The 22,765-nt window shown below is 42.5% G+C and carries 21 protein-coding genes; 14 read left to right on the forward strand and 7 right to left on the reverse strand.

Annotation, left to right across the window (positions count from 1 at the left end; all coding sequences use genetic code 11):
• Nucleotides 1–237 precede the first annotated feature (237 nt).
• From dinB to AAA943_RS21000, 3 genes are all read left to right on the forward strand, one after another.
• Entirely contained in the window at nt 238–1,428 is a 1,191-nt protein-coding gene (dinB, locus tag AAA943_RS20990; RefSeq protein WP_338226356.1) for a DNA polymerase IV, read from the forward strand.
• Nucleotides 1,429–1,558: 130 nt separating this feature from the next.
• Nucleotides 1,559–1,819 carry a DUF4160 domain-containing protein gene (locus tag AAA943_RS20995; RefSeq protein ID WP_338219348.1) on the forward strand — a complete coding sequence of 87 codons (261 nt, stop codon included), beginning with the start codon at nt 1,559–1,561 and terminating at the stop codon, nt 1,817–1,819.
• Nucleotides 1,820–1,823: 4 nt separating this feature from the next.
• Complete coding sequence (locus AAA943_RS21000) at nt 1,824–2,072, forward strand: DUF2442 domain-containing protein (protein ID WP_338226357.1); 249 nt, start codon at nt 1,824–1,826, stop codon at nt 2,070–2,072.
• Between the two features lie 111 nt (nt 2,073–2,183).
• Here the strand turns inward: AAA943_RS21000 and AAA943_RS21005 are convergent, their stop codons facing one another.
• Genes AAA943_RS21005 through AAA943_RS21020 form a run of 4 tightly spaced genes read right to left on the reverse strand, consistent with a single transcriptional unit; the run spans nt 2,184 to nt 4,962 of the window.
• Nucleotides 2,184–2,891 carry a hypothetical protein gene (locus AAA943_RS21005; RefSeq protein ID WP_338226358.1) on the reverse strand — a complete coding sequence of 236 codons (708 nt, stop codon included), beginning with the start codon at nt 2,889–2,891 and terminating at the stop codon, nt 2,184–2,186.
• Nucleotides 2,875–3,249: a GntR family transcriptional regulator gene (locus AAA943_RS21010; protein WP_338226359.1), complete on the reverse strand. Its 375-nt coding sequence runs from the start codon at nt 3,247–3,249 to the stop codon at nt 2,875–2,877. The genes AAA943_RS21005 and AAA943_RS21010 overlap by 17 nt, the downstream gene beginning before the upstream one ends.
• 1 nt (nt 3,250) lies before the next feature.
• The gene (locus tag AAA943_RS21015) at nt 3,251–4,111 is read right to left on the reverse strand and encodes a hypothetical protein (RefSeq protein WP_338226360.1); all 861 of its coding nucleotides are present in this window, start codon (nt 4,109–4,111) and stop codon (nt 3,251–3,253) included.
• Complete coding sequence (locus tag AAA943_RS21020) at nt 4,108–4,962, reverse strand: ABC transporter ATP-binding protein (RefSeq protein WP_338226361.1); 855 nt, start codon at nt 4,960–4,962, stop codon at nt 4,108–4,110. Before AAA943_RS21020 ends, AAA943_RS21015 begins: the two co-directional genes overlap by 4 nt.
• Nucleotides 4,963–5,261: 299 nt before the next feature.
• Here AAA943_RS21020 and AAA943_RS21025 point away from each other — a divergent pair, with 299 nt between their 5' ends.
• From AAA943_RS21025 to AAA943_RS21040, 4 genes are read left to right on the forward strand one after another with little or no spacing between them, the layout of a single operon-like run.
• Entirely contained in the window at nt 5,262–5,717 is a 456-nt protein-coding gene (locus AAA943_RS21025; protein ID WP_338219350.1) for a DM13 domain-containing protein, read from the forward strand.
• A gap of 3 nt (nt 5,718–5,720) precedes the next feature.
• Complete coding sequence (locus AAA943_RS21030; RefSeq protein ID WP_338226362.1) at nt 5,721–6,611, forward strand: hypothetical protein; 891 nt, start codon at nt 5,721–5,723, stop codon at nt 6,609–6,611.
• Complete coding sequence (locus AAA943_RS21035; protein ID WP_338226363.1) at nt 6,604–7,215, forward strand: Crp/Fnr family transcriptional regulator; 612 nt, start codon at nt 6,604–6,606, stop codon at nt 7,213–7,215. The genes AAA943_RS21030 and AAA943_RS21035 overlap by 8 nt, the downstream gene beginning before the upstream one ends.
• Before the next feature lie 29 nt (nt 7,216–7,244).
• Complete coding sequence (locus tag AAA943_RS21040) at nt 7,245–7,700, forward strand: hypothetical protein (RefSeq protein WP_338226364.1); 456 nt, start codon at nt 7,245–7,247, stop codon at nt 7,698–7,700.
• Between the two features lie 330 nt (nt 7,701–8,030).
• Here the strand turns inward: AAA943_RS21040 and AAA943_RS21045 are convergent, their stop codons facing one another.
• Both AAA943_RS21045 and AAA943_RS21050 read right to left on the reverse strand, forming a co-directional pair.
• Complete coding sequence (locus AAA943_RS21045) at nt 8,031–9,479, reverse strand: sensor histidine kinase (RefSeq protein ID WP_338226366.1); 1,449 nt, start codon at nt 9,477–9,479, stop codon at nt 8,031–8,033.
• A 12-nt stretch (nt 9,480–9,491) separates the two neighbouring features.
• The gene (locus AAA943_RS21050) at nt 9,492–10,190 is read right to left on the reverse strand and encodes a response regulator (RefSeq protein ID WP_338226367.1); all 699 of its coding nucleotides are present in this window, start codon (nt 10,188–10,190) and stop codon (nt 9,492–9,494) included.
• Between the two features lie 433 nt (nt 10,191–10,623).
• Between AAA943_RS21050 and AAA943_RS21055 the strand changes: the two genes are divergently transcribed.
• The 7 genes from AAA943_RS21055 to AAA943_RS21085 all read left to right on the forward strand — a co-directional run bounded on the left by AAA943_RS21055 (nt 10,624) and on the right by AAA943_RS21085 (nt 22,643).
• A complete protein-coding gene (locus tag AAA943_RS21055; protein ID WP_338226368.1) occupies nt 10,624–11,199 on the forward strand; it encodes a hypothetical protein in 576 nt (191 codons plus the stop codon).
• 48 nt (nt 11,200–11,247) lie between these two features.
• The gene (locus AAA943_RS21060; protein WP_338226369.1) at nt 11,248–12,054 is read left to right on the forward strand and encodes a creatininase family protein; all 807 of its coding nucleotides are present in this window, start codon (nt 11,248–11,250) and stop codon (nt 12,052–12,054) included.
• A gap of 150 nt (nt 12,055–12,204) precedes the next feature.
• On the forward strand, nt 12,205–12,765 hold the full coding sequence (locus tag AAA943_RS21065; protein WP_338226371.1) for a pentapeptide repeat-containing protein: 561 nt from the start codon (nt 12,205–12,207) through the stop codon (nt 12,763–12,765).
• A 209-nt stretch (nt 12,766–12,974) separates the two neighbouring features.
• Nucleotides 12,975–16,235 carry a helicase-related protein gene (locus tag AAA943_RS21070; protein ID WP_338226372.1) on the forward strand — a complete coding sequence of 1,087 codons (3,261 nt, stop codon included), beginning with the start codon at nt 12,975–12,977 and terminating at the stop codon, nt 16,233–16,235.
• Between the two features lie 3 nt (nt 16,236–16,238).
• Nucleotides 16,239–19,862, forward strand: coding sequence for an Eco57I restriction-modification methylase domain-containing protein (locus AAA943_RS21075; RefSeq protein ID WP_338226374.1), 3,624 nt, complete (start codon nt 16,239–16,241; stop codon nt 19,860–19,862).
• A gap of 2 nt (nt 19,863–19,864) precedes the next feature.
• A complete protein-coding gene (locus AAA943_RS21080; protein WP_338226375.1) occupies nt 19,865–21,823 on the forward strand; it encodes an AAA family ATPase in 1,959 nt (652 codons plus the stop codon).
• A gap of 4 nt (nt 21,824–21,827) precedes the next feature.
• Nucleotides 21,828–22,643 carry a hypothetical protein gene (locus AAA943_RS21085; protein WP_338226377.1) on the forward strand — a complete coding sequence of 272 codons (816 nt, stop codon included), beginning with the start codon at nt 21,828–21,830 and terminating at the stop codon, nt 22,641–22,643.
• Here the strand turns inward: AAA943_RS21085 and AAA943_RS21090 are convergent.
• Nucleotides 22,620–22,760, reverse strand: coding sequence for a transposase domain-containing protein (locus tag AAA943_RS21090; RefSeq protein WP_338225323.1), 141 nt, complete (start codon nt 22,758–22,760; stop codon nt 22,620–22,622). The genes AAA943_RS21085 and AAA943_RS21090 overlap by 24 nt on opposite strands.
• Between the last annotated feature and the right edge of the window lie 5 nt (nt 22,761–22,765).

A 22,765-nucleotide genomic window follows, 5' to 3' on the forward strand; every position in this document is an offset into this window, starting at 1 on the left:
CTCGCATCGCATATCTCCCTATCTCGCGAAGCATATCTTTAATTTCTTCAAGATAGCTACGCAGCTATTTTTAAGATATAACTGTGTCAGATAGATCCTATCTCGCGCAGCGTATCTCCCTATCTCGCGAAGCATATCTTTTTTAACTCTGACATCTTCCGCCACTTTCTTAACTCAAATTTATCCTTTTTGATTAAATTATAAACATTAAAATGTCAATAAAATTAACAAAAGGCCATGGAAGGGAAGCGAAGCATTGTGCATATGGATTTGGACACGTTTTTTGTGTCGGTGGAGCGGCTTTTTGACAGCCGGCTCCTTGGTAAACCCATCCTGATCGGGGGTTCGAGTGACCGGGGAGTCGTGGCCTCCTGCAGCTACGAGGCGCGAAAATTTGGGGTGCACTCGGCCATGCCCATGCGGACTGCGCGTCAACTCTGCCCTGAGGCAGTGATCGTGCGGGGGGATTTTGAGAAATACAGCCAAAAATCCCACGAGGTCACAGAGATCATCAAGGAGTCTGTCCCGCTCTTTGAGAAATCCTCCATCGACGAGTTTTACATCGACCTCACAGGCATGGACCGCTTCTTTGGCTGCTTCAAGCTCGCCCACGAACTCCGGCAGCGCATCATCCGCGAGAGTGGATTGAATATCTCCATGGGCCTATCCGAAAACAAAACCGTATCCAAAGTCGCCACCGGCGAGGCCAAGCCCAACAACGAAAAGCAGGTGCCTTTGGGTGAGGAAAAACCCTTTCTCGCGCCACTATCCGTACGCAAAATCCCCATGATCGGCGAGAAAACCTCCCAAACGCTCTACAACATGGGAGTCAAAAAAGTCCATACGCTGCAGCAGATGCCCTCCCAACTCCTCGAGGCGACTTTCGGCAAAAACGGGAAGATGATCTGGGAAAAGGCCAACGGCATCGATCGCTCCCCGGTGGTCCCCTACTCTGAGGCCAAGTCGATCTCCTCCGAAAACACCTTCGAAGAGGACACCATCGACATCAAGCTACTCGAAGCCACGATGATCGCCATGTGCGAGCAGCTCGCCTCCAAGCTCCGGCAAAAAGGCCAACTCACCGCCTGTGTGAGCGTGAAAATCCGCTACTCGGACTTTGAGACCCATACCATGCAGCAACGCATCCCCTACACCTCGGCCGACCATACCCTCCTGCCTGTGGTGAAGCAGCTGTTTCGCAAGCTCTACAGTCGCCGTCTCCTGATCCGCCTCATCGGCGTGCGCTTCAGCAGCCTGGTCTATGGAAATTACCAGATCAGCCTCTTCGAAGACACCCAAGAGCAGATCAACCTCTATCAGGCCCTCGACAAGCTCAACGTGAAGTACGGGGATAAAACCGTCTGCCGGGCCATAGCCATGGGCGTAGGAAGGCGGCGGTTTAATCCCTTTAATGGGATGGAGGTGTGAGAAAGCTGATCAGTAAGCAGTCGCAGTAGGCAGCGATGAAGTCAGAAGGATGAAGCCAGAAAGCTGAATTTGAATAGTTTATCAAAAAAGCGATAGCTTTATTTCCACTCAAGAATGTATCTTTATAGCAATGCCAGAAATATCAAGATTTTACGGAATTATCATTCGAATGTATTTTCAGGATCATAATCCTCCGCATTTCCATGCGGAATATCAGGGTATGAAAGCCGAATACGATATCAAAACATTAGAAGTATTAGCAGGGAATCTACCAAACCGTGCTCACGTTTTGGTATTGGAGTGGGCATCTCTTCATCGGGATAGGCTTCTAGAAAATTGGAGAAAATCTCAGATTCCAGCACCACTTGAACGAATTGAACCTTTAGACTAAAAAGATGAATGAAGTAATAAAAATTCAAGCCTTAAAGGACCATCATATATGGTTAAGATTTAAAGATGGGGAAGAGAAAACGGTTAATCTCCGGCCTTTTTTAGGCAAGGGCTTTACCGCGGAACTATTGGACCAATCCAAATTTGAAAAGGTATTTATCGAGCCGGGAGGGGGAATCGCATGGGAAAATGGCTATGACTTTTGCCCTAATTTTTTGAAGGAATTGAAATCTGAGCCAAAAGAATTGGTCTGATCAAGGTGCAGATAATCTGAAAGCCGAAATAAGAAAAAAAGCCCAAGAAGAGCAATCTCTCGATCGCAACCGAAAATAAACATATAATTTTTCGATTACGATCGAGAATAATCACATTTCGTCCTCCACTAGAATCTTTGAAGTCTTGTCTTTGGACAGGTTCATTGCACCGGATTGGGAAGGAAGGGTCACTTCGGACCTGTTGATCACCTGTCCACTGATGCCTCCGAGGTAAAGTTGAAGATCAGCCTTGCTTTGATCAAGAAGAAGGTTCAGGGATTCGATACCTTCTATGAGAAGACTTGATTCATTTTTACCTTCAAAATCCAAGTGTTTCACCCCATGATCTTTCTCCATGACTAGTTCTCCTGCTGTAGAAATCACTTTGAGGGAGTCTAGGGCCATTTTTCTCAAGCGAACTTCAGTCACCTGATCCATAATGATGGACTTGATGCCAGCTACCTGAATCGAAAAATTCCCGTTTGGTTTTTGCCTCATTCCCTTGATAAACAAGGTATCGTTTCTGACCTCCTGTGAAAATGGATCAGGATCACCAAAGTCCACATCCCTGTTATGCGAAGTCAACACCTTGAGGTACTTGATTTGACCTTTTGCACTCCCGTCTAGAAAGGTGACCCAAGAGTCGCTGATAGAGACCACTGAAAATTCACCGGCAATCTCCCAGGTTTTGGTCTCCATTTTTTCAATCATTGACAATCCTCTCAACTCAGAGTATCGAAAAGAAACAAGCAAGGTGGCCATAATACTCACCCACGCAAAGAGAAGAAAGGAGAACAGAATTTTATTGCTGGTTTTCATTTTCATGGAGTTGTTGGATTAAGGGTTGAAAATCGGCCAAAGTCAATCGGAGCACCTTGGCCTGATGGATGATTTTGGGTAATTCTTCTTCGATGAATTGGGCCTTTTCGTCAGTAGCTAAGCGCTGCCGAGCCTGTTCGGAGACAAAAAAGCCAATACCGCGCCGATTGTCAATGATTCCCTCCTGCTCCATCAGCGAATAGCTCCGCATGACGGTGTTGCGGTTGACCTCAATATCAGCGGCAAGCTCACGGACAGAGGGAATCCGGTCTCCGGGAACAAGCTTGCCCGTAAGAATCTGATCCACAAGCCAGTCCCGGATCTGGAGAAAGATGGTTTTATGATCGCCAAACTCCATCCTACACCTCCCTTTCCTTAAGTTTGAAATAGGCAATCACATAGCTCAATAAAGAACCAGCATATAGTAGAAAGATCAGCACCAGCATAATCAGCGGCACATCAGGGAATATCTCAGGCTGATCCACATTGATTTGAAACCTCCATGCTTCTTCTTCTCTAAAGAATAAGACACGGGATAAAGCGATCGAGGATCCGGCCAGAACCGCATAAGTCAAAAACATGGTAAGCGGAGATAAAACGACATTCCACTTGCCGAAATACAGGCTGCCTAGGAAAAACCAGGAAGTGACTAGCAAAAGAATCCCGTACAGAAAAAAAGAAATACTCCAATTTTGATCTTGAATATTGGGAAGAAAAAAAGTCAAATCGAAAATCGAGACATCTATACTGCCTTCAATTCCCTTGATCTTTGCGATCATCCCCACCCAAATCCAATGAGCAGCCCGAACAGCCAGCCAAAATAGAAAAGGAAGAACCAACTCAGCCAATCCGATTAAAAAGACTACTTGGCCAACCAGCTTCTCCAAAACCGAAGCCGGGAGGAGCAAGAAAAACTCTGCGGAAGAACGCGTTCTTAATGCTTTGAAGCTCTGGGCGATTACCAAAAACCAAACCAGTACTTTAAATGTCAGAAATACACCATAATACGCATCCTTTTCCCAAACCCATTGGGTAGGGGCTGTACCATCTAAGTGTGAGCTGACATCTTGAATGCCTTCAAAGTACTGATACCAAATCACCAACATTCCTACCAGCGTAAATAGGAAGGTGCCTATTGCCAATATTGAGTAAAATTTGCGGTACAGAAGGAACTCCATCTGCATCAACTTTCCGATTCTGGATATTGAAAATGGGCTCATTGCATTACTGGATTTGATGTTGACAAATACTGACCTTGGATTCTCCCTTCCATCACCGCCTGAAAAAGCATTTCCAAATCGGGACTTCCCTCGCTTTCTCCCTGCGATTTGGCGATATATCTGGCACCCAAAAGATGAGTCTCGGTGTATATTGCATCCAGGGGTGCCACCGCCCCTTGACCAAAAACAAAGGCTTCTTCCAGCGCATCAAGGTCTGCTTGTAACTTGATTTTCCCCTCTTCCAAAATCACCACCTGATCGATCAGATGATCAATGTCTTTGATTTGGTGAGTGGAAATCACCACAAGTTGATCCTCCTGAATATTTGCTGAAATCAGTTTGCGAAAGGCCGTTTTTGAGGGAATATCCAAGCCATTGGTCGGCTCGTCCAAAAGAATCAACTTGGCCCTTGTACTCAGACCAATGGCAATTTGCAGTTTCTTTTGCTGACCATAGGAAAGGTTGGAAACCCGCTCTTTGAGTCCCAGTTGAAAATCTGAAAGGAGATGCTGTATCCTGATCTCATCAAATCCTAAATAGAAATCCCGATAGACCTTGGCATACTCCCCCACTTTCAGGTGGTCCGGGAGTGCAATCTGTTCAGGAATGAACATCAGTTGGTCCAAAAAATGAGGCTCACGATCAAAAGCCATCTCCCCATCACAAAGCACAACTCCTTTTGTAGGCTTTAGCAATCCTGCCATCAAGCGCATAAGGGTCGACTTCCCCGCCCCATTCTTTCCGAGGAGACCGACCACCTTTCCCCTGGACAATTCCAAATCCAATCCCTCAAACAGTAGGGCTTTCTTGGGATAGGAAAAATCCATTTTTTCAATTACTACTTTCTCCATTTTTGATAGTGTCATAGTGTATTATGACACTAAACTACAAAAGCAAAATATTAATCCAAATCGAATGGGCATTTTTTTTAAAAAATCCGGAACAACCCAACCAAAAAATGAATCAGATTTGGAGAGAATAATAAAATTGTCTTTTTCCCCATGGAGAAAAAAGCGGTGTAATCGAAGACTACGAGTTAATTAAGCAGTATTGCACTGACATTTCTCCCCAATCAAAAAGCTTTAAACTTCCGTGACTTTTTCGTGATACTCTTCGGGCAATTTTGACTCAAATCAAAACCGATAAAACCATGAAAAAAGTACTGTTTATCTTTTACATCGCCTTTTTAGGCTTGGTATCCTGCTCAGATGACAAAGAAAAAGACCCGGTAGTCATCGATCCCACCCGCCCAACCGGAGCACTGAATATTCTCAGGTCCGGAAGTTTTACTGATCAAAACGGAGCTGGATCAAGAGGAATGGCCGGATTGGGTACCGATACTCAAGGCAAAGAATTCCTGAGATTTGACGGGGCATTTAACACGGCCCTGGCCACGGGAACAGTCACTGTGTTCCTCTCCACTTCTATGGAATTTATGGCGGACCCCGCCAACGGAAATCCCAACTTGCTTCCCCTGGGTCCGGTGAGGAATGCAGGTGAAAACTTCTTTGCCATTCCCACCGGCGCTTCTACTGCCAAATACACCCATGTGATCCTTTGGTGCGGCTCGGTCGGAGTTCCATTTGGCTTTGCTCCTCTCAACTAAGCCATGCGTACCTATCAACACAACCTATTCCGATCCCTTTTGGTCGGAGTAGGTTTTACTTTAGTTTCTACCTTTTCCTATGCCCAAAGCGGTTGGACCAAGGAAAAGGGAGAGGGATTTTATCAGTTAAGCTTTAACCGCTTCAGCTCCTCGGATTACTATACTCTTGAAGGAGAATTGCTAAACACCAATGCTTTTACCCAAAATTCTCTTGTATTCTATGGAGAATATGGAGTGACGGACCGATTTACGCTGATCGCCAATCTGCCTCTACAGGTATGGAATGGGTTCAGTACCACTGAGACAGTGAATGGATTGGGAGATTTGCGATTGGAATTCAAGCATGCCATTCTCAAAAAATACCTGCCTTTGGCCATCTCTGTGGCTCCTGAGATCCCCATCGGGAGAGCCAACAACTTTGCCCAAAGTACACAAAACGACTTCGAATCGATCAACCTTCCTTCCGGTGACGGGGAGTTCAATGTATGGACTACGCTCTCTACTTCCTTTGCCCTGCCCAATGCACCCCTGTATGGAAGTATTTTCGGCTCCTACAATTACCGGACGCAATACGAGGACATCAGCTTTTCGGATCAGATAGCCCTAGGCGTAGAATTAGGCTATCAGATTGCTGGCAAAGTCTGGGTCAATGGCCGACTTCAAGGGCTTTCCTCCGTGGATGATGTGCGGGTGGTCACGGATTTTGTCCGGGGAGACGGCACCGAATTCACCAGCTACAGCTTTGGTGCATCGGTACCGGTCTACAAAAACTTCCACCTTTCTTTCAACTATCGGAACTATGCGGATTTTCTCTTTTCGAGGAAAAACCTCTATTCGGCAGGCACCTTTTCCCTGGGAGTCTTTTATCAATCCAAAAGAAAAACAAATGAATAACTCTTGCCATCAAACCCTCCCCAAAGAGTTTCCTTCTCTTCTGAAATTCGGAAAAGGGGAACGCATCCTGACCCAAGACGAACTATTCGGGGGGTATTTTCTGATCAAATCCGGATTGGTCAAGACGGTTCGAAATCAGGATAAAGGAACTTCCAGACTGCTCTCCATCAAAAATCAGGGAGAGTTTTTGGGAGAATTCTATGAAGAAGAAGGTTGTCAAAAATCCTCCTACTCCGCCTATGCCCTGGAGGACAATACCTGGATAGAAATGATCAGCTGGGAGGAAGATCCTTCTCATAAGCTTGATCGGATTCTCAGAACGCTCCAAGAGGAAATATTTTCCGTCCGGAAACGACTTGAACGCATGCTCTACATCGGGGCCGAGGAGCGGATCATCCAAGTCATCAAAGATTTGGGATATCGCTTGGGGAAAAAGTTTGGAGATGAGACGCTCCTCAAGCTTCCCCTGACCCATGAAGAGATAGCCATGCTCACGGATACCAGCAGACAGACCGTAACCATGGTCCTATCCAGTCTAAAGTCACAAAATAAAATCAATTACAGCCGGGGCCGGATTCTCTTTCGGAATCTGGACAGCCTTTAAATCTAAACTATCAACAAACTATCTATACCATGAAAACCTACACTTTAATTACAGGATTGCTTCTTTCCTTCATTTTGAGTTCCTGCGGAAGTGATTCCGCTACCGATACCGACCCCTCTATTCCCGACAACAGTCAGGAAGTAAGCGGAACCGTTCAGGTGATCAGAGGAGGAAACCTCACCGCTCAAAGCTCCACCAATACCCGAGGGATGGTGGATATCGTCAAGGACCAACAAAACCGATACTTTGTCCGACTATCGGACAGCTTTACTACCAAGTTCAGCACAGGTACGGTGACCGTCTACCTTTCGACAGGTCAGGCTTTGAATCTCAACTCTCAGGGTTCTTTCCAATTGGTTTCTGTAGTAGGAAAAGCGGGTGAGCATTTCTTTGCACTTCCTTCCAAACCTGACGACAAATTTACCCACGGAATCATCTGGTGCGGAGCTGCTGGAATTCCCTTTGGATTCGCTCCTTTGAACTAGTTCTCAGATAAGATTTGGTTCAAAAAAAGGAAGCCGTTAAATAAATCGTTTCTTTGTCAGCCTGATCCTTCGACTTTGTTACCTATTACGGATTGTTATTAAAGGCCGGAAATTTAGTCAGTCCGAGCGGAGTCGAGGACCTTTCGACTCCGCTCAAGGTGACAAGGATACTACTCAAAGCGAATGACCAGTCATTTTCTTTTTGAATGTTCGAAGAATATTTAAGACTTAAGGAAATACACTTAGCTTTTGAAAAAGCCCCTTTTTTATGCCTCATTTTTTCAGATAGTCAAGGAAAATGAAACATTAATCCTAAATCACAAAGAAACCTTAAACAGGAAGTACAAACTCAAACTCGGTATAGGTCTTTGAGTCAGAACTGATCCCGATCTTAGCATCGTGAATTTCCAAGATTTTCTTCACGATGGCCAGTCCAAGTCCGGAACCTTCGATGCCTTTGGAATCCTTTTCTACCTTGTAGTACCGATCAAAAATCGAATCCAAATCCTCCTTGGGAATCCCCTCTCCGGAGTTTTTCACCCGAACTTTGACACCTCCCGGCACAGCGCAAGCTTCCAGCTCGATTTCCCCGTGTTCGGGTGTGTATTTGACGGCGTTGTCCAGGAGATTTTGAATCACCCGATCCAAAAGGTAAAGGTCTGCATGTACAGGAGGAAGCTGTGGGCAAATGGTGGAGGAGATTTCGATGTCCTTTGCTTTGGCCAACAACTCATATTTCAGGCTGGAATCGTAGAGTAATTCCTGGATTTTCAGCTTTTCTTTCCTTACCTGCATTTGGCCGGATTCCAGCTTGGACAAGTCAAACAGGTCTGTAACCAGCTTGGTGAGCTTATCCACCGAATTGAGGATGATTTTGTAATACTTTCTTTTTTCCTCTGTAGTCAGCTTCTCATCACGAATTTGCAAAGTCTCAACATAGCCATTGATGATGGCTAGGGGATTGCGAAGGTCGTGGGACACATTGGCGATTAGCTCTCTTCGCAACGAATCCACATTCTTCAGCTCATCGATATTCTTCAAAATGGTATCTGCCATGGAATTGAAGGTTTTGCCCAAAAGGGCCAAGTCAGATTGGGAGTCGGACTCAGGAACCCGAGCGAGGAGATTGCCTTCTTTGAATTCTTCTACGGCCACCACGACTTTGTTCAGGTGCCTGGTCAGCCAGGCAATCAATACCAATCCGATCAAAAGCCCAACAATCAGGGTGATCAGGATCGAATTGAAAGTCAAACCCAGCCAATAAGAACCCAACAAATCCGCGCTGATGGCATCAAACTTTTCGCTTTCCAAGGTGATGTAGACATAGCCGAGCAAGCGGTCATTTTCATATACAGGAGCTACCGAAAAAACAGAAGTAGAACCCGGATTTCGAGGATCATCACCCAAAATAAACTCGCTTCCCTCCTGCTCCACAAACTTGCGAACAGGATCAATATCCACGGATTTGAGCTTGACCAATTGGTCCAAAACTACATAGGAAAGAATTTCGCCCTCGGGATTGAGCAGGTAGACCTCAATGCCGGGATTGACAGCCATCATGGAGTGCATGATGATCCCCAAGGCTTCTTCATCCACTTTCCCATCCTGAAAAGGATTCACCTCTTTGATCAAATAGGAGGCAACTTCAGCATTGAGCTTTTGGGTGGTCTCCTGAAAATAGCGTTGGGCGTTTTTGGCAGTAATAAAAATATAAGAAGTCCCCACCAGCAGCAATACAATTATGAAGGAAAGGGATATTCTCCAGTATAGGCTTTTCATAATCGGTTCGGGTTAAAGTTCGTCGTTAAAGCGATAGCCTACACCCCAAGTGGTGAGAATGTAGGTGGGGTTGTTGGGATCGGATTCGATTTTGGAGCGCAGGCGGTTGATATGGGCATTGACCGTGTGCTCATAGCCGCTGAAATCATAGCCCCAGATGAGCTCCAGCAATTGTGCCCGGGAATAGCTGCGCCCCGGACTTTTGGCCATGAGATGAAGCAGGTCAAATTCTTTTGGGGTCAATTCCACTCTTTTTCCCTCAAATTGCACCTTCCTCTTTTCGATATCAATCTCCAGATGTCCATGACTGATCCATTTTTTTTCTTTTTTCAAAGTCAAAAGATGAAGTTCCTGCCTCCGGAGAATGGCCTTTACCCTGGCTAAAAATTCCCGGATTTTAAAAGGCTTGGTGAGGTAATCATCCGCTCCGGATTCGAGGCCGATGACTTTGTCGATTTCTTCGGTTTTCGCAGTGAGCATCAGGATTGGGGTGAAGATCTCCAAAGCCCGAAGTCGCTGGCAAATCTGGATTCCATTCATTTCAGGAAGCATTACATCCAGGACAATCAAGTCCAAATCCTGTTTACTGGCACGCTCGAAGCCTTTTCCCCCATGATCGCAAATCTCCACTTCATACCCTTCATCCTGAAGGTGTAGCTGGAGAAGCTGATTGATGTTTGGGTCATCTTCCACTACCAAAATCTTCTTCATAGTCGAATCAATAGAATGGAAAAGTACAAGCTAAACATCACGAAAGTATCACAAGGGTGTAAGTTTTCGGTTTTTGTAATCCAAATTATGGGATACTCTCCCTCACCTCGGTCTGTGTCCTCACAGACCGAAATCAACTATTCCAATTCAAAATCGATCCTTGTAATGGGTTAGAAAACCAAACTCATCACTGACCCAAACAAATCCAATCCCCTCTGTCTATGCCTGCTAATCCGCTGGCGGGTTCCTACAAAACAAAATCAACCATTTTACTTCTAGCCACCTCGGTCTGTGAGGAACCAGACCATGGTCGAAGATTTCCAAATGCGAAAAATAAAGCAAAATCGACGCTTAATCTCCGCTTGCGCGCAAAAAATAAGTAGGTATTGTATTGGCAACGGGACTCGATTAGCTTTTCCCTAAAACCACACGCATGAAAACGTACACTCCTTCCCATCAAGTCGCCTTTAACCTACACTCTTTCAGTGGAGTCGTGGAAGAATCCGGAAAAAACATGGAGACTAAGGTATCGGGAGGCGGTGGCGGAGGAGCTACCTATCAGGGTACGGGTGGCACTGCACCCGTGACAATCACCTCAAGAACGATCATTCATGACCAACTTTTCCTGATCAACAAAGAAGGAAAGGAAAAATCCTTCCAACTTCAGGACTTTCATTTGGCAGCCAGAAAAGGAAATCAACTGACCGTATTTTGGGGAATCAAATCCGGAGACTCCACCGGAAATTATTTTGCAGTGAAAAATCACAGTACCGAGGAGGAATTTTATCGGGAAGACTTGTTGAGAAAATACTTTATCAAATGGTGGATGCAATTAGGTCTGATGCTGGTATCCGGGATATTCCTGATAGCCGGACTTTTGGGAGGTGCTGGGATTATTTTCACTCTTCTTGGAGGTGGTGGTGGGTTTTGGGCTTGGAAAAGATGGAATACGGCCAAAAATGAGATCAATGCCTTAAAATCAGATATTGCAGCTTTTGAACCGGATTAAGGAAGTTTGACAGCAATCGGGTAAATTCATGGCAAAACTCAAAACCCAATGAAAACCCTATTCACTGTTTTTTTTCTCTTTTGGCTTTCTTCAACATTTGCCCAATCCCCTTCCACCCGGGAAATGGACAGGATCAACTGGATGGAGTTTGCAGAATTTGTCCCGGAAAAAATCAATACCGTCCTCCTCCCGACCGGTACACTCGAGCCTCATGGCGTGATCAATAATGGGGCTGACAATACCGCTCCTTTTGCCATGGCAAAAGCCATCGCCGAGGAGCTGAATGCGATGATCGCACCCACGCTGAACTATGGAATTACCGGTTCGATGGCTGCCTATCCCGGAGCTTTTCAAATCAGCGAAGAGGCCTATGCCCCATTTATTCGGGATATTTTGAAAGGATTGGCCAAAAACCAGTTTAAAAACATCATCATTCTCAACGGCCACGGTGGCGGTCAAACCGCCGTTTTGCAGAGAGTGGCCGCGGAAGTAGCGAATGAACTCGGAATTCGGACCCTAGTGATCAACTGGTGGTCGTATGCCTCAGATGTGACTTTGGAAGTATTCAAGGAAGACGGAGGACATGCCGGATTAAATGAAACGGCCTATATCCAGGCGATTGATCCCACTTTGGTACATAAGGAGCGGTATAATGCGGATCAAGCCACTGCCTACCCCAAGCCCAATACTTGGTCAGCAGTTCCCTTCCCTTCCTCCATCGGCTTGTATCAAGGGGGTCAGGGCTATCCCAATTTTGATGAAAAACAGGCCAAGGAATACTTTGAAAAGGTCAATGCAAAAGTGCTAAAGTTGATTCAGGAGACGATACGAAAGTGGGATTTGGCAGGGCTCTAGGGTTCGGCGTTCATTTGTTCAGAGTTCAATGTTCTGCGTTCCGAATTTTAAAACTTTGAACATCGAACTTTGAACTGTTTGTAACGAAATCGCTTTTTTTTCTTCACCCTAGGCCTGTGTCCTCACAGACCGAAACCTTCCTATTCAATTATGACCTACCACTCCGACCACACCTTCCAAAACCTAAATCCTTCTGACTTTAAAATCGGAGAATACGATTCTTGCACGTTTACCGCTTGCAACTTTTCCAATTTGAACTTTCATGGATCAAGCTTCGAAAATTGCACTTTCAAGGATTGTGACCTGAGCAATGCCAAGGTTTCCGGTGTTTCTTTTCAGAAAGTCCGATTCGAGCGCTGCAAAATCCTCGGGGTGCACTTCAATACAGCCAATCCCTTTTTGATGGAGTTTACTTTTGACCACTGTCAGCTGGACTACTGCAACTTCTTTAATCTCAAACTGAAAAAATCCCGCTTCACCAACAGCCGCCTGCTCGAGGTGGACTTTTCCCAAGCAGAGCTTCGGGAAGCGAGCTTTCAGGTTTCGGACCTTAGCGGCGCTGTCTTCGACCGAACTAATCTGGAAAAGGCCGACTTCCGAGAAGCTATCCACTACCAAATCGACCCCGAATTCAACAAAGTCAAAGGAGCGAGATTTGACTTGGAAGGCTTGCCAGGATTGTTGGGGAAGTGGGGGATAAGGGTAGGGTAAATGATCAATGGGCAAATTCAATGTTCAATTTTCAAACTCAATGATAAATTCCCTCGAGAGATAAATAGATAAAACTTGCCAATTAATGACTGAGATTTTTTTCTAATATTTCGTTTGTCTTATCTTAAGTTCTTATTCACATCAATAGATTTTTAAAGATGTTCACCATCTTTGAAGACCTTTGTCAATCCAGCCCACATACCCTTTAGATGAGTACAAAATTTTTCACCAATGAAGACCAAAACACCCTTCTGAGTAAAATTGAAGGGATATTTAAGCACAAACAGATTCATTTTTTGGATGCTTTGGTGGGGTATTTTCGCGCTTCTGGCTATTTCCAAATCCGAAAGTTTGTTGAAAAGGCTGAGGAAATCAGAATCTTGGTCGGTATCAATATTGACTCATTGGTTTACCAAGCCCATCAACAAGGGATTCTTTTTGATGGGGATGCAGAAAAAGCTCAAGACGAATTTTTCAATGAGATAAAAAAGAACATTCAAGAGGCCGAATACGATAAATCTGTCGAGGATGGAATGATCCAACTCATCAAAGATATTACCACCAGAAAAGTCAAAATCAAGATTCACCCAAAGCAGAATATCCACGCCAAAATCTACATCTTCAGAGAAAAGGAAAAACATAACCATGGATATGGTTCGGTGATTACCGGATCGAGCAATCTCACCGATGCTGGACTTTCCAAGAATTTTGAATTCAATGTCGAATTAAGAGATAATTCAGATATCGATTTTGCCACGGAAACTTTTGAAAAGCTTTGGGAAGAGTCTGTTCCAGTCGATATGAATAGTATCGAAAAGCTTCAAAAAGAAACCTATCTAAATGATAATTATACTCCTTACGAAGTTTACTTGAAGTTCCTAATCGAATATTTCGGTAAAAGCATAGAGTTCGATCCCAATTCCATTTCTGATTTGCCAAAAGGCTTCAAGAGACTATCCTACCAAGTGGATGCGGTGAATGACGGCTTTGCCAAAATGATGAAGCACAATGGATTCTTTTTGGCTGATGTGGTGGGTTTGGGAAAAACGATCGTTTCCACCCTAATCGCTAAAAAGTACTTTTATTCCAATGGGTTTCCAGAATACAGGTCCAGAACACTAATCATTGTGCCTCCTGCACTAAAAGACAACTGGGTCGAGACAATCGAGAAATTCCATCTGGATAATGTGAGAATTATCACCAATGGAAGTCTTCACAAAATCAATGATGCCACGGTCTACGATCTAATCATCGTTGATGAAGCTCATAAGTTTCGGTCAGATACAGCTGAGATGTATAATGAGCTTCAAAAGATTTGCAAAACTCCAACTCGAAGATTTCTACCAGACAATTCCAGAGTTCCCAAAAGAGTGGTCTTGGTCTCAGCTACGCCATTGAACAATAAACCTGAGGATATTGCGAATCAAGTTTATCTATTCCAAGACAGCAAAGAGTCAACCTTGGAAGTTGGCAACCTTCAGCACTTCTTTAGACAGCAGATTGATGCCTATAAAAAACTCAAACAGGAAAATGACATCACCAAGGTTCAGGAAGGTGTAAAACGAGTCTATGAGAAAATAAGAACCAAGGTTATTGAACCACTAATTGTCAGAAGAACCAGAACCGACCTAAGAGAGCACAAGCAATATTCAAAAGATTTGGATAATCAGGGAATAAAGTTTCCAATCGTCCGTCAGCCGAAAAAAATTCTATATCAGTTAGATCCTTCCTTGGAAGAACTTTATGATCAGACAATTTTCGTTCTCAGCCACGAAACCCAAGGTTTAAAATACAACCGATACCGAGCAATTGGATTCTTAAAACCTCATAAAAAGGCTAAATACAAACAAGCAGACATGATTTCGGCCCAATTGGCTAAAATTATGAAAACTATGCTCGTGAAGCGAATTGACAGTAGCTTTTTCGCTTTCAAGCAGTCTTTGTTCAGATTTACCAAAGCCACAGAGGCGATGGTAACTATGTTTGAAAACGGTCGGATTTTCATTGCTCCCAACCTTCCGGTTTCAGAAATGATCAATGATGGAAACGAGGAGGAATTATTGGATTTGGTTCTCGAAAAGTCGATCGAAGATCCCACTATTGATATCTGCGAACCTGATGATTTTGAGTATGATTTTTTCCCTGGTTTGAAGCATGATTTGGATTTACTTACCAAGCTTTCTGAGGCTTGGGAAAAGGTAACTGAAGACCCCAAGCTTGAGATATTTATTCAGTACTTGAAAACTATACTACTTGAAAAATCCACAAATCCTGAATCCAAATTGGTGGTGTTTTCGGAAAGTAAGGAAACCACATCCTACTTAGAAAGAGAGCTAAGGACTCATTTACCTTGGAAAATCCTAGCCGTGGATAGTAAATCCAGAAAGGATAAGATGCCTATAGTTCGACGAAACTTTGATGCTAATTATCCGGGCGTTCAAGAAAATGAATTCAATATTATTCTAACCACTGAGGTCCTAGCCGAGGGCGTTAACCTACATCGTTCTAATGTTATTGTGAATTACGATACACCTTGGAACTCAACTCGACTGATGCAGCGAATCGGTAGGGTGAACCGAATAGGATCGACCGCAGATGAAGTATTTGTTTATAACTTTTACCCTACAGCCAAAGTCAATAATGACATTGATCTTACAAAGAAGGCAATCATGAAGCTCCAGTCCTTTCATGCTGCACTTGGTGAAGACAGTCAGATCTATTCGCCGGATGAGGAAACGGAGACTTTTGGCCTATTTGACAAGGAATTGGAAGAGGAGAAGGATGAGAAACTAGCTTACTTGATGATGATAAGGGATATCAAGGAAAAAACTCCGGGAGTCTTCAAGCAAGTCAAGAATATGCCGCTTCGTGCTCGGGTGGGTCGTAAAAAAGAAGACTTGAATCAGGCTACCATCTGCTACATCAAAGATCAAAAGCGGGATGCTTTTATTTTAGTAAAGGATAATGGAGAAACAGAGGAATTGACCTTTTTGGAAACGGTTAAAATCTTTGAAGCGGAGATTTCCGAAAATTCCATTCCCCTACACTCCAGTCATCATGAGCAAGTTCAAACCGGAATCTTACTTTTCTCAGATCTTTTGGAAAAAGAAAAGGCAAGGGACAAAAAAGTGGATGTGACTCAAGGGCCTAATGAAAAGAGGGCCAATGCCTATTTGGATGCAATAATTAACTTGCCTTTGGTCAATGAGGAGGAAAGGAAGTTGATTTTAAAAGCCAAAGAGGCACTAAGACAAGGAAGATTTCAAAATCTCCAACGGGATATTAATAAGTTTCAAAGAAACCTTAAAAAATTCCCGCTAAAGCAGGCAATCATTCTGGAAAAAGTCATTGAAATTCTCAGATCCTATCCTCTCTTAAAAGAGGAGGAAGAAAAAGAAATCAACCCGAAGCCGGTTAGAATCAAAACAGTCAATCCGGAAATTATCATTACCGAGAGTTTTTCGAAATAAGCCATGAAGGAAAAGGAATTAAAAGAGATACTCAAAAAAAAGTTTGAATTGGTGGACGGGAAATACCTTCCTGAGCCATGGAAAAGAGTATTAAGCCTATTTTTTAAAAAAACAGAATACTACAGTTCACCTGACAATCCATTTATGGAAATGGATAAGGTGGTAGATGGAAAAGAGATTGGATCAGTCCGATTGGATGACGGTAAGAAACTTGGAATTTTTGCAGTAGAAGTATCTGACAATGTTAACATTGTTAGAAATAGACAAGGTTTGAGGGAAATTGCTGCAAAGCATATTGACCAAAATATTATTCATGGAGCCCTAACTTTCTTCTACAATAGAAATCAAGAGGATTATCGATTTACCTTCATTTCTAAAGAATCTAGCCTTAACCCTGAAACTGGACAATTGATCAAGGGTGAAACCAAACCTAAACGCTACACTTATCTACTAGGGGCAAATGAAGCCTGCACCACTGCTGCCAAGAGGATGTTGGTCTTGGCTGATAAACGGGAAAAAGGAGAAATCACCTTAGCTGATTTGAAAGAGGTTTTCTCAGTCGAAGCCCTCAACAAGGATTTCTTCAAATCCTATAAAGCTCATTACGAGAAGTTTTGGAAACATTTGGCCCATGAGGAAAATCCTTTTAGAGAGCGGTTGATCGATGCGGAGAAGGATACCAAAGAAAAGCAAGAAAAACCGATTCGTGACTTTGCCAAAAAGCTACTTGGCAGAATCGTATTCCTTCATTTTTTACAGAAAAAAGGATGGATGGGCTGTCCTTCAGATACCGAATCATGGACCGGTGGAGATCCACGGTTTATGCAAAGTCTCTACGAAACCTATGAACCCAAGGCCCTTTTTCATAGCAAGTGTTTGACAAGGCTGTTTTTTGAGACCTTGAACACCAAATCGGATAATGACTTATTCTTTATCGAAGGGTTAACTGGAAAGTTAAATGGTTCGCGGGTTCCTTATCTGAATGGAGGACTATTTGAACCAGAAAAGAATAAAACGACCCTTAAAATTGATTTTCCTCCTGACTTTTTTAGAGAGCTCTTGGAGTTTTTTGATCAGTATAATTTTACGATTGATGAAAACAGTCCTGATGATCATGAAGTGGGGATAGACCCAGAGATGTTGGGACACATTTTTGAAAACCTACTGGAGGATTACCGGGAGAAAGGCGCCTTCTATACCCCCAAGGAGATCGTCCAATACATGTGCAAGGAAAGTCTGATTCAATATTTAATGAATACTTTCCAGGAGCAGAAAGATATCGAGCAATTTGTTCGAGTTCATACAGTATCTCCCTTTTTGGCAGAGCGAGAAAACGCGCAATTACTCAATCGAAAACTCGATGAGATCAAAGTCTGTGATCCAGCTATTGGGTCTGGTGCATTTCCAATTGGTATGCTTCAAGAGATATTTGAAGCCAAGCGGTTTATCTACCCCTATCTCAAAACGACACAGCCATTCAACCCGGCTGAGGTCAAAAAGAACATCATCCAAAACTCCATCTATGGAGTGGATTTAGAAAAAGGTGCGGTTGACATTGCCCAACTTCGATTTTGGCTAGCCTTGGTGGTTGAGGAAGAAAACCCTCATCCATTGCCAAACTTGGATTACAAAATCATGCAAGGAGATAGCCTTCTAGAACAATATGTCGGGATAGATCTAAGTAAGACGGCAATTTTCGCCGAACCGACCGTTCAGGTTTATCAGTCCTCCATGTTTGAAGAGCCAAAAGCAAACTATGGTTTTTCAAAGGAGAAAAAGGATGACATCAAATCATTGATGGAATCCTATTTCAGAATTGAAGATAAGGATGTGAAAAACGACATCCACAAGCAGATTGATAGGATTGTGGTGGATCATATCGATAAATCCCTTGAATTCTTTGAAAACAAGTTATTGATTGAAATAGCTACGTATGAAAAGCAATTAAACAAAAAGTTGGAGGGACTAAATGAAGTTCAAAGAAAGAACGGATTAATCAAGTATAAAGAAGTAAAAGAAATAAATTCCAGAAAAGCCCAATTGGAAAACCGAAATGAGGCCAGACGAAAACTTTTAAATTTTGAAAATACGGACGAACGTCCTTATTTCTTGTGGCATTTGTTTTTCATGGATGTCATGCAGAAAGGCGGTTTTGATGTGATGATCGGTAACCCTCCTTATATCCAATTGCAAAAAATGGGAACTTATACCGATGTGCTTCAAGAAGTAGGGTTTGAGACATTTGCCCGTACAGGGGATATCTATTGCCTGTTTTACGAAAAGGGCTTTAATCTATTGAAACCCTGTGGAGTTTTAACCTATATCACCTCCAACAAATGGATGAGAGGAGGGTACGGAAGGTCTTTAAGAAATTACTTCACAACGGTCAATACCCAAAAAATCATCAACCTTGGCCCCGGAATTTTTCATAGCGCTACGGTAGATACCAATATCTACGTAGGTAAGAAAGAACCTTTTGCCAATTCAGTGAAAGGGATAGCTATTGACAGCAGAACAGACATTTCTTACCTGAGAGAGGAAGAACTGATTCCGATGCAGGATGTAAATGAGGATGCTTGGGTGGTATTGGATGAAGCCGATTTACAAATCAGTAAAGCATTTGAGAATTTTGGAAAACCACTTAAAGACTGGGATATCAAAATCAATTTTGGAATCAAAACTGGATTCAATGATGCTTTTATAATTCCGCAAGAAACAAGAGATGAACTTGTTTCAGAAGATCCTAAAGCTGATGAGTTGATTAGGCCAATTCTCAAAGGAAGAGAAATCGAACGATACTATGCAGAATGGACGAATGATTTTATCATTTCAACTTTCCCTGCTAAGAATCTTGAAATAGAAGACTACCCAAGTGTTAAAAGGTATTTGGAAGGATATCTCCCAAAGTTGAATCAAACGGGTGAAGAGTTTATAAACAAAGAGGGAGAAGTAGAAAAAACCAGAAAGAAAACAGTCAATAAATGGTTTGAAACTCAAGATCCTATCGCATTCCAAGAGGAGTTTCGGAAAGAAAAAGTTATTTGGAAAAGGATAGGATCTATAATGCGATTTGCCTACTCCGACGTGGAAATGTACTGTTTGGATAGTACTTGTATTGCAACGGGCGAGAAGATTAAATTTTTAACAGCTGTTCTTAACTCAAAAGCTGGTCTATATCAATTGTTTAAAACTTCGCCTCAAACGGGCACAGGCGACCAAATTATTAGCGTGCAAGCATTAGAACCGTTATTGGTTTACTATCCCACCGATGAGGTTGAAGCCAAGTTCAATCTTATCGTGGATTACATTTTGTTTATCCGAAAATCGAAAGAACAGCTTTTTCAATATGTTACCAATGAGCATGTTTCGGGCTTTTTCGAGGAGATCATCGATTTGATGGTTTACGAACTGTATTTCGAAGAAGAAATGAAATCAAAGGGCATCGATGTTTTGGAACTAATTCGTAATAAGAGTTTCCCGGATATTACTCAATCTGAAGATCCAAAAACCCTTGTCCAAAAGGTCTATTATGAGCTCCAGCAAAAGGACAATCCCATCCGGAATAGGATTTTGGTGTCTAGCGTCAGAAGTGAAACGATAGCAAGGATCAATGCTGCAACTAGGTAGTTATGAAAAGGATTAAAGAGGTTCACATCAATAATTTTAAATTTTTTCCTGAATCAGAACCGATCAAAATTGAGGGCAAGAATATTTTGCTTTACGGTGAAAATGGATCTGGGAAATCCTCTTTCTACTGGGCGCTGTATACGCTTTTAGAGAGCTCTCAAAAATCTGATCCCGAACAAATCAAAAAGTACTTCAACAAACTAAATCCAAATAGTTTGGTAAATATCTATGCAGAAGTGGATAGTGAGGGAGTTGATAATAGCTTCATCAAAATTGTTTTAGATGATAATTCTGAGTTAGAGGTAAGTCATGGAGACACCTCTATTAATTCTAATCCAGATGCTGGATTAAGTTTGCTTGCTAGTGATTTTCTAAATTACCGACTTCTCCAACGCACCCATTCTGTAAAACACACAGAAACGATTGATTTATTTCCGCTTTTTGAGGACGCGGTGTTCGGATATGTTCAGTTTACTCCTACTAATTGGCATAATAATACTGGAGATGTTATTCAACTTCGAAATGCTGGTTCGATTTATAAAATTGTAAAAAATGGACCGGACAAAATTTATCCAAAGAAAAATGGTGATTTAGGATTTCCTCAAAGGGCTGCACATCGGGATGCATTTAATGAATTCTCTGGGTTAGTTGATCGGTTTCAGCAAGACCTAAATGCCCTTATTCAAAACATTAACCTAAGAGTGAATCCTATTATTCAGGATAAACTAAAATTCAACATCACTTTTCATCTTGAAATAGAGAACAAGGAGGATTACCGACTTTCTGAAGCAAATTACTTTAAGCCGGAAATAGCTATTCGCTTAATTATCGATGATTTCAATGGAACAGGCCCAGTCATTAGACCCCAATCTTTTTTAAATGAAGCAAGGTTATCCGCTGTAGCCTTGGCAATTAGACTGGCGATTTTAGAGCAGAGGGTTCAGGATGCACCAGTCAAGATCCTCGTTCTCGATGATTTGATGATTAGTTTGGACATGTCCAATCGGGATAAAATTGTCAGATTGATTTTAGATGAGTACGCGTGGTTCCATGATGAATCAGAACCAGTTGTTTCCAATCGAGACAAAGGCCATCAGACTTTTATACTTACTCATGATCGTTCCTTGTTCACATTCATAAAAAACGACATTTCGAATCTTCCCCAATTCAAGAAAGAAACATGGAAACTGATCGAAATGTATGCTGATGATGTTGACGAAACAGATCCAAGCAGTTTTGAAAAGCCCAAGGTTTTCTACGAACAAAACGACTTGGCAATAGCGGTTAAACACTATAAACAACATGATTATCCAGCTTCGGCCAATTATCTGAGAAAATATTCAGAAGAAATATTCGCTAATTATTTCCCACAATATTGTTGGAAAGACAAAGAAAGCAGTGATAGAAGTAACAATAAAATGCCATTCCAGAATATTCTGGAAAATGTCATAAATGTGTTTTGGCCAAGGTTTGGGACAGTTCCGCCATTATACCTCGAGCTTAAAAAGTACTTACGAATTTTGCTTAATCCGCTAAGTCACGCGGATGTTGGTGTAGAGAGGTATAAAAGTGAAATAAAAAGGGTGATTCAGGTTATTGAAGCTATTGAGAGGCTACAAAAAGAAAATATCCTTGAAGTAATTGTCGCGGGTGGAGAAGAAATCCATTTAAAAAAAAGTAATTCAGCTGGAGATGTTCTTGTTGGGAAATATGTGCTTATTGATAGCCTTTACAAGCTAATTTATCCTTCAGGTGCGATTTTCCTTTCAACTTTCGAAGCAAAAATTTTTGAATGTGAAAAAACAGAATCGAATGGAAATGTAACTACTTGGCCTCTTTCAAGTAGTCAAAAAAAAGAAATGCAGAAAAATTATTCAGACTTTATTGGTCGCCATAGTTTGACAGCATCCTCAAATTGGATGGATGATTTGTACTTACCTGATGGAACAAAACTGATATAAACCTATGCCTGAACTTTTTGACCAATATCACTACGAACCTAAAAACAAAAGCGTCAACGCTATAATTCGAGAATTTGAAAAAGAATACCAAGAGATTTTCGAACTGGCCAAGACGAAGTGGAATCACTCCATCCGAGAGTTCCACAGAGATGCAACCGGACTGAAACTATCCCGAAATTCAAGCATTGGAAGAGGGATGACAATTCAGATTCGCTTTTTGCCAGACGAGGAAAATCAGTTTATCAAGTTGATTGATGAGCATTTTCCTGAGCTTGACTTTATGGAATACACAAAGATCAGGTCACTTCACGATGCGCTAATCCATTCGGATCCCTATTTTCAAATAGGGGAAATCGGTCTTCCCTTTCAGCAATTAGTAGACTATTGCTCCAAATACCTTGATCGCTATAACCTTAAGAAGCTTCATTCCTTGCTCTTTACTGAGATGGGTAAATCCAAGGACGTACTTGGGGCATATTATTTCAAGGATAGCAGAATCGAATTGTACTACGTCCCCTTGATCATTTTTTCACAAATCCATCGCATCTCGCTTGAGCATCTGATTGTGGTAGTATTAGCCCACGAGTTGGCCCATGCTTACCACCATATTGGGTTTGATACTGATGGCTACCAATGGGATGAGATGAGCAAAACTGATTCGAATATTGTAGAGGGTTTAGCCCAATACTACACCTCCCTATTTGTCGAAGATCAAGAGACCATTTATCCGGGTGTGAAGGATGCCTATTTGGAACTACTAGCCTACCAAACTGTATCCACCCGGGCAACTGCGTCTTTATGTAGTGTGATTTTTTGCTAGAGATTGTTTATAATTTTTGGGCAGGAGTTCGTGTATTTTCTGGATGTTGGTGTCCATGACATTGTCGAAGACGTACTTGAGCCAGTGCTGAGGGTTGACTTCTTCGGTTTTACACATGGCAA

The sequence above is a fragment of the Algoriphagus confluentis genome, assembly GCF_036245625.1.
Lineage (GTDB): Bacteria > Bacteroidota > Bacteroidia > Cytophagales > Cyclobacteriaceae > Algoriphagus > Algoriphagus confluentis.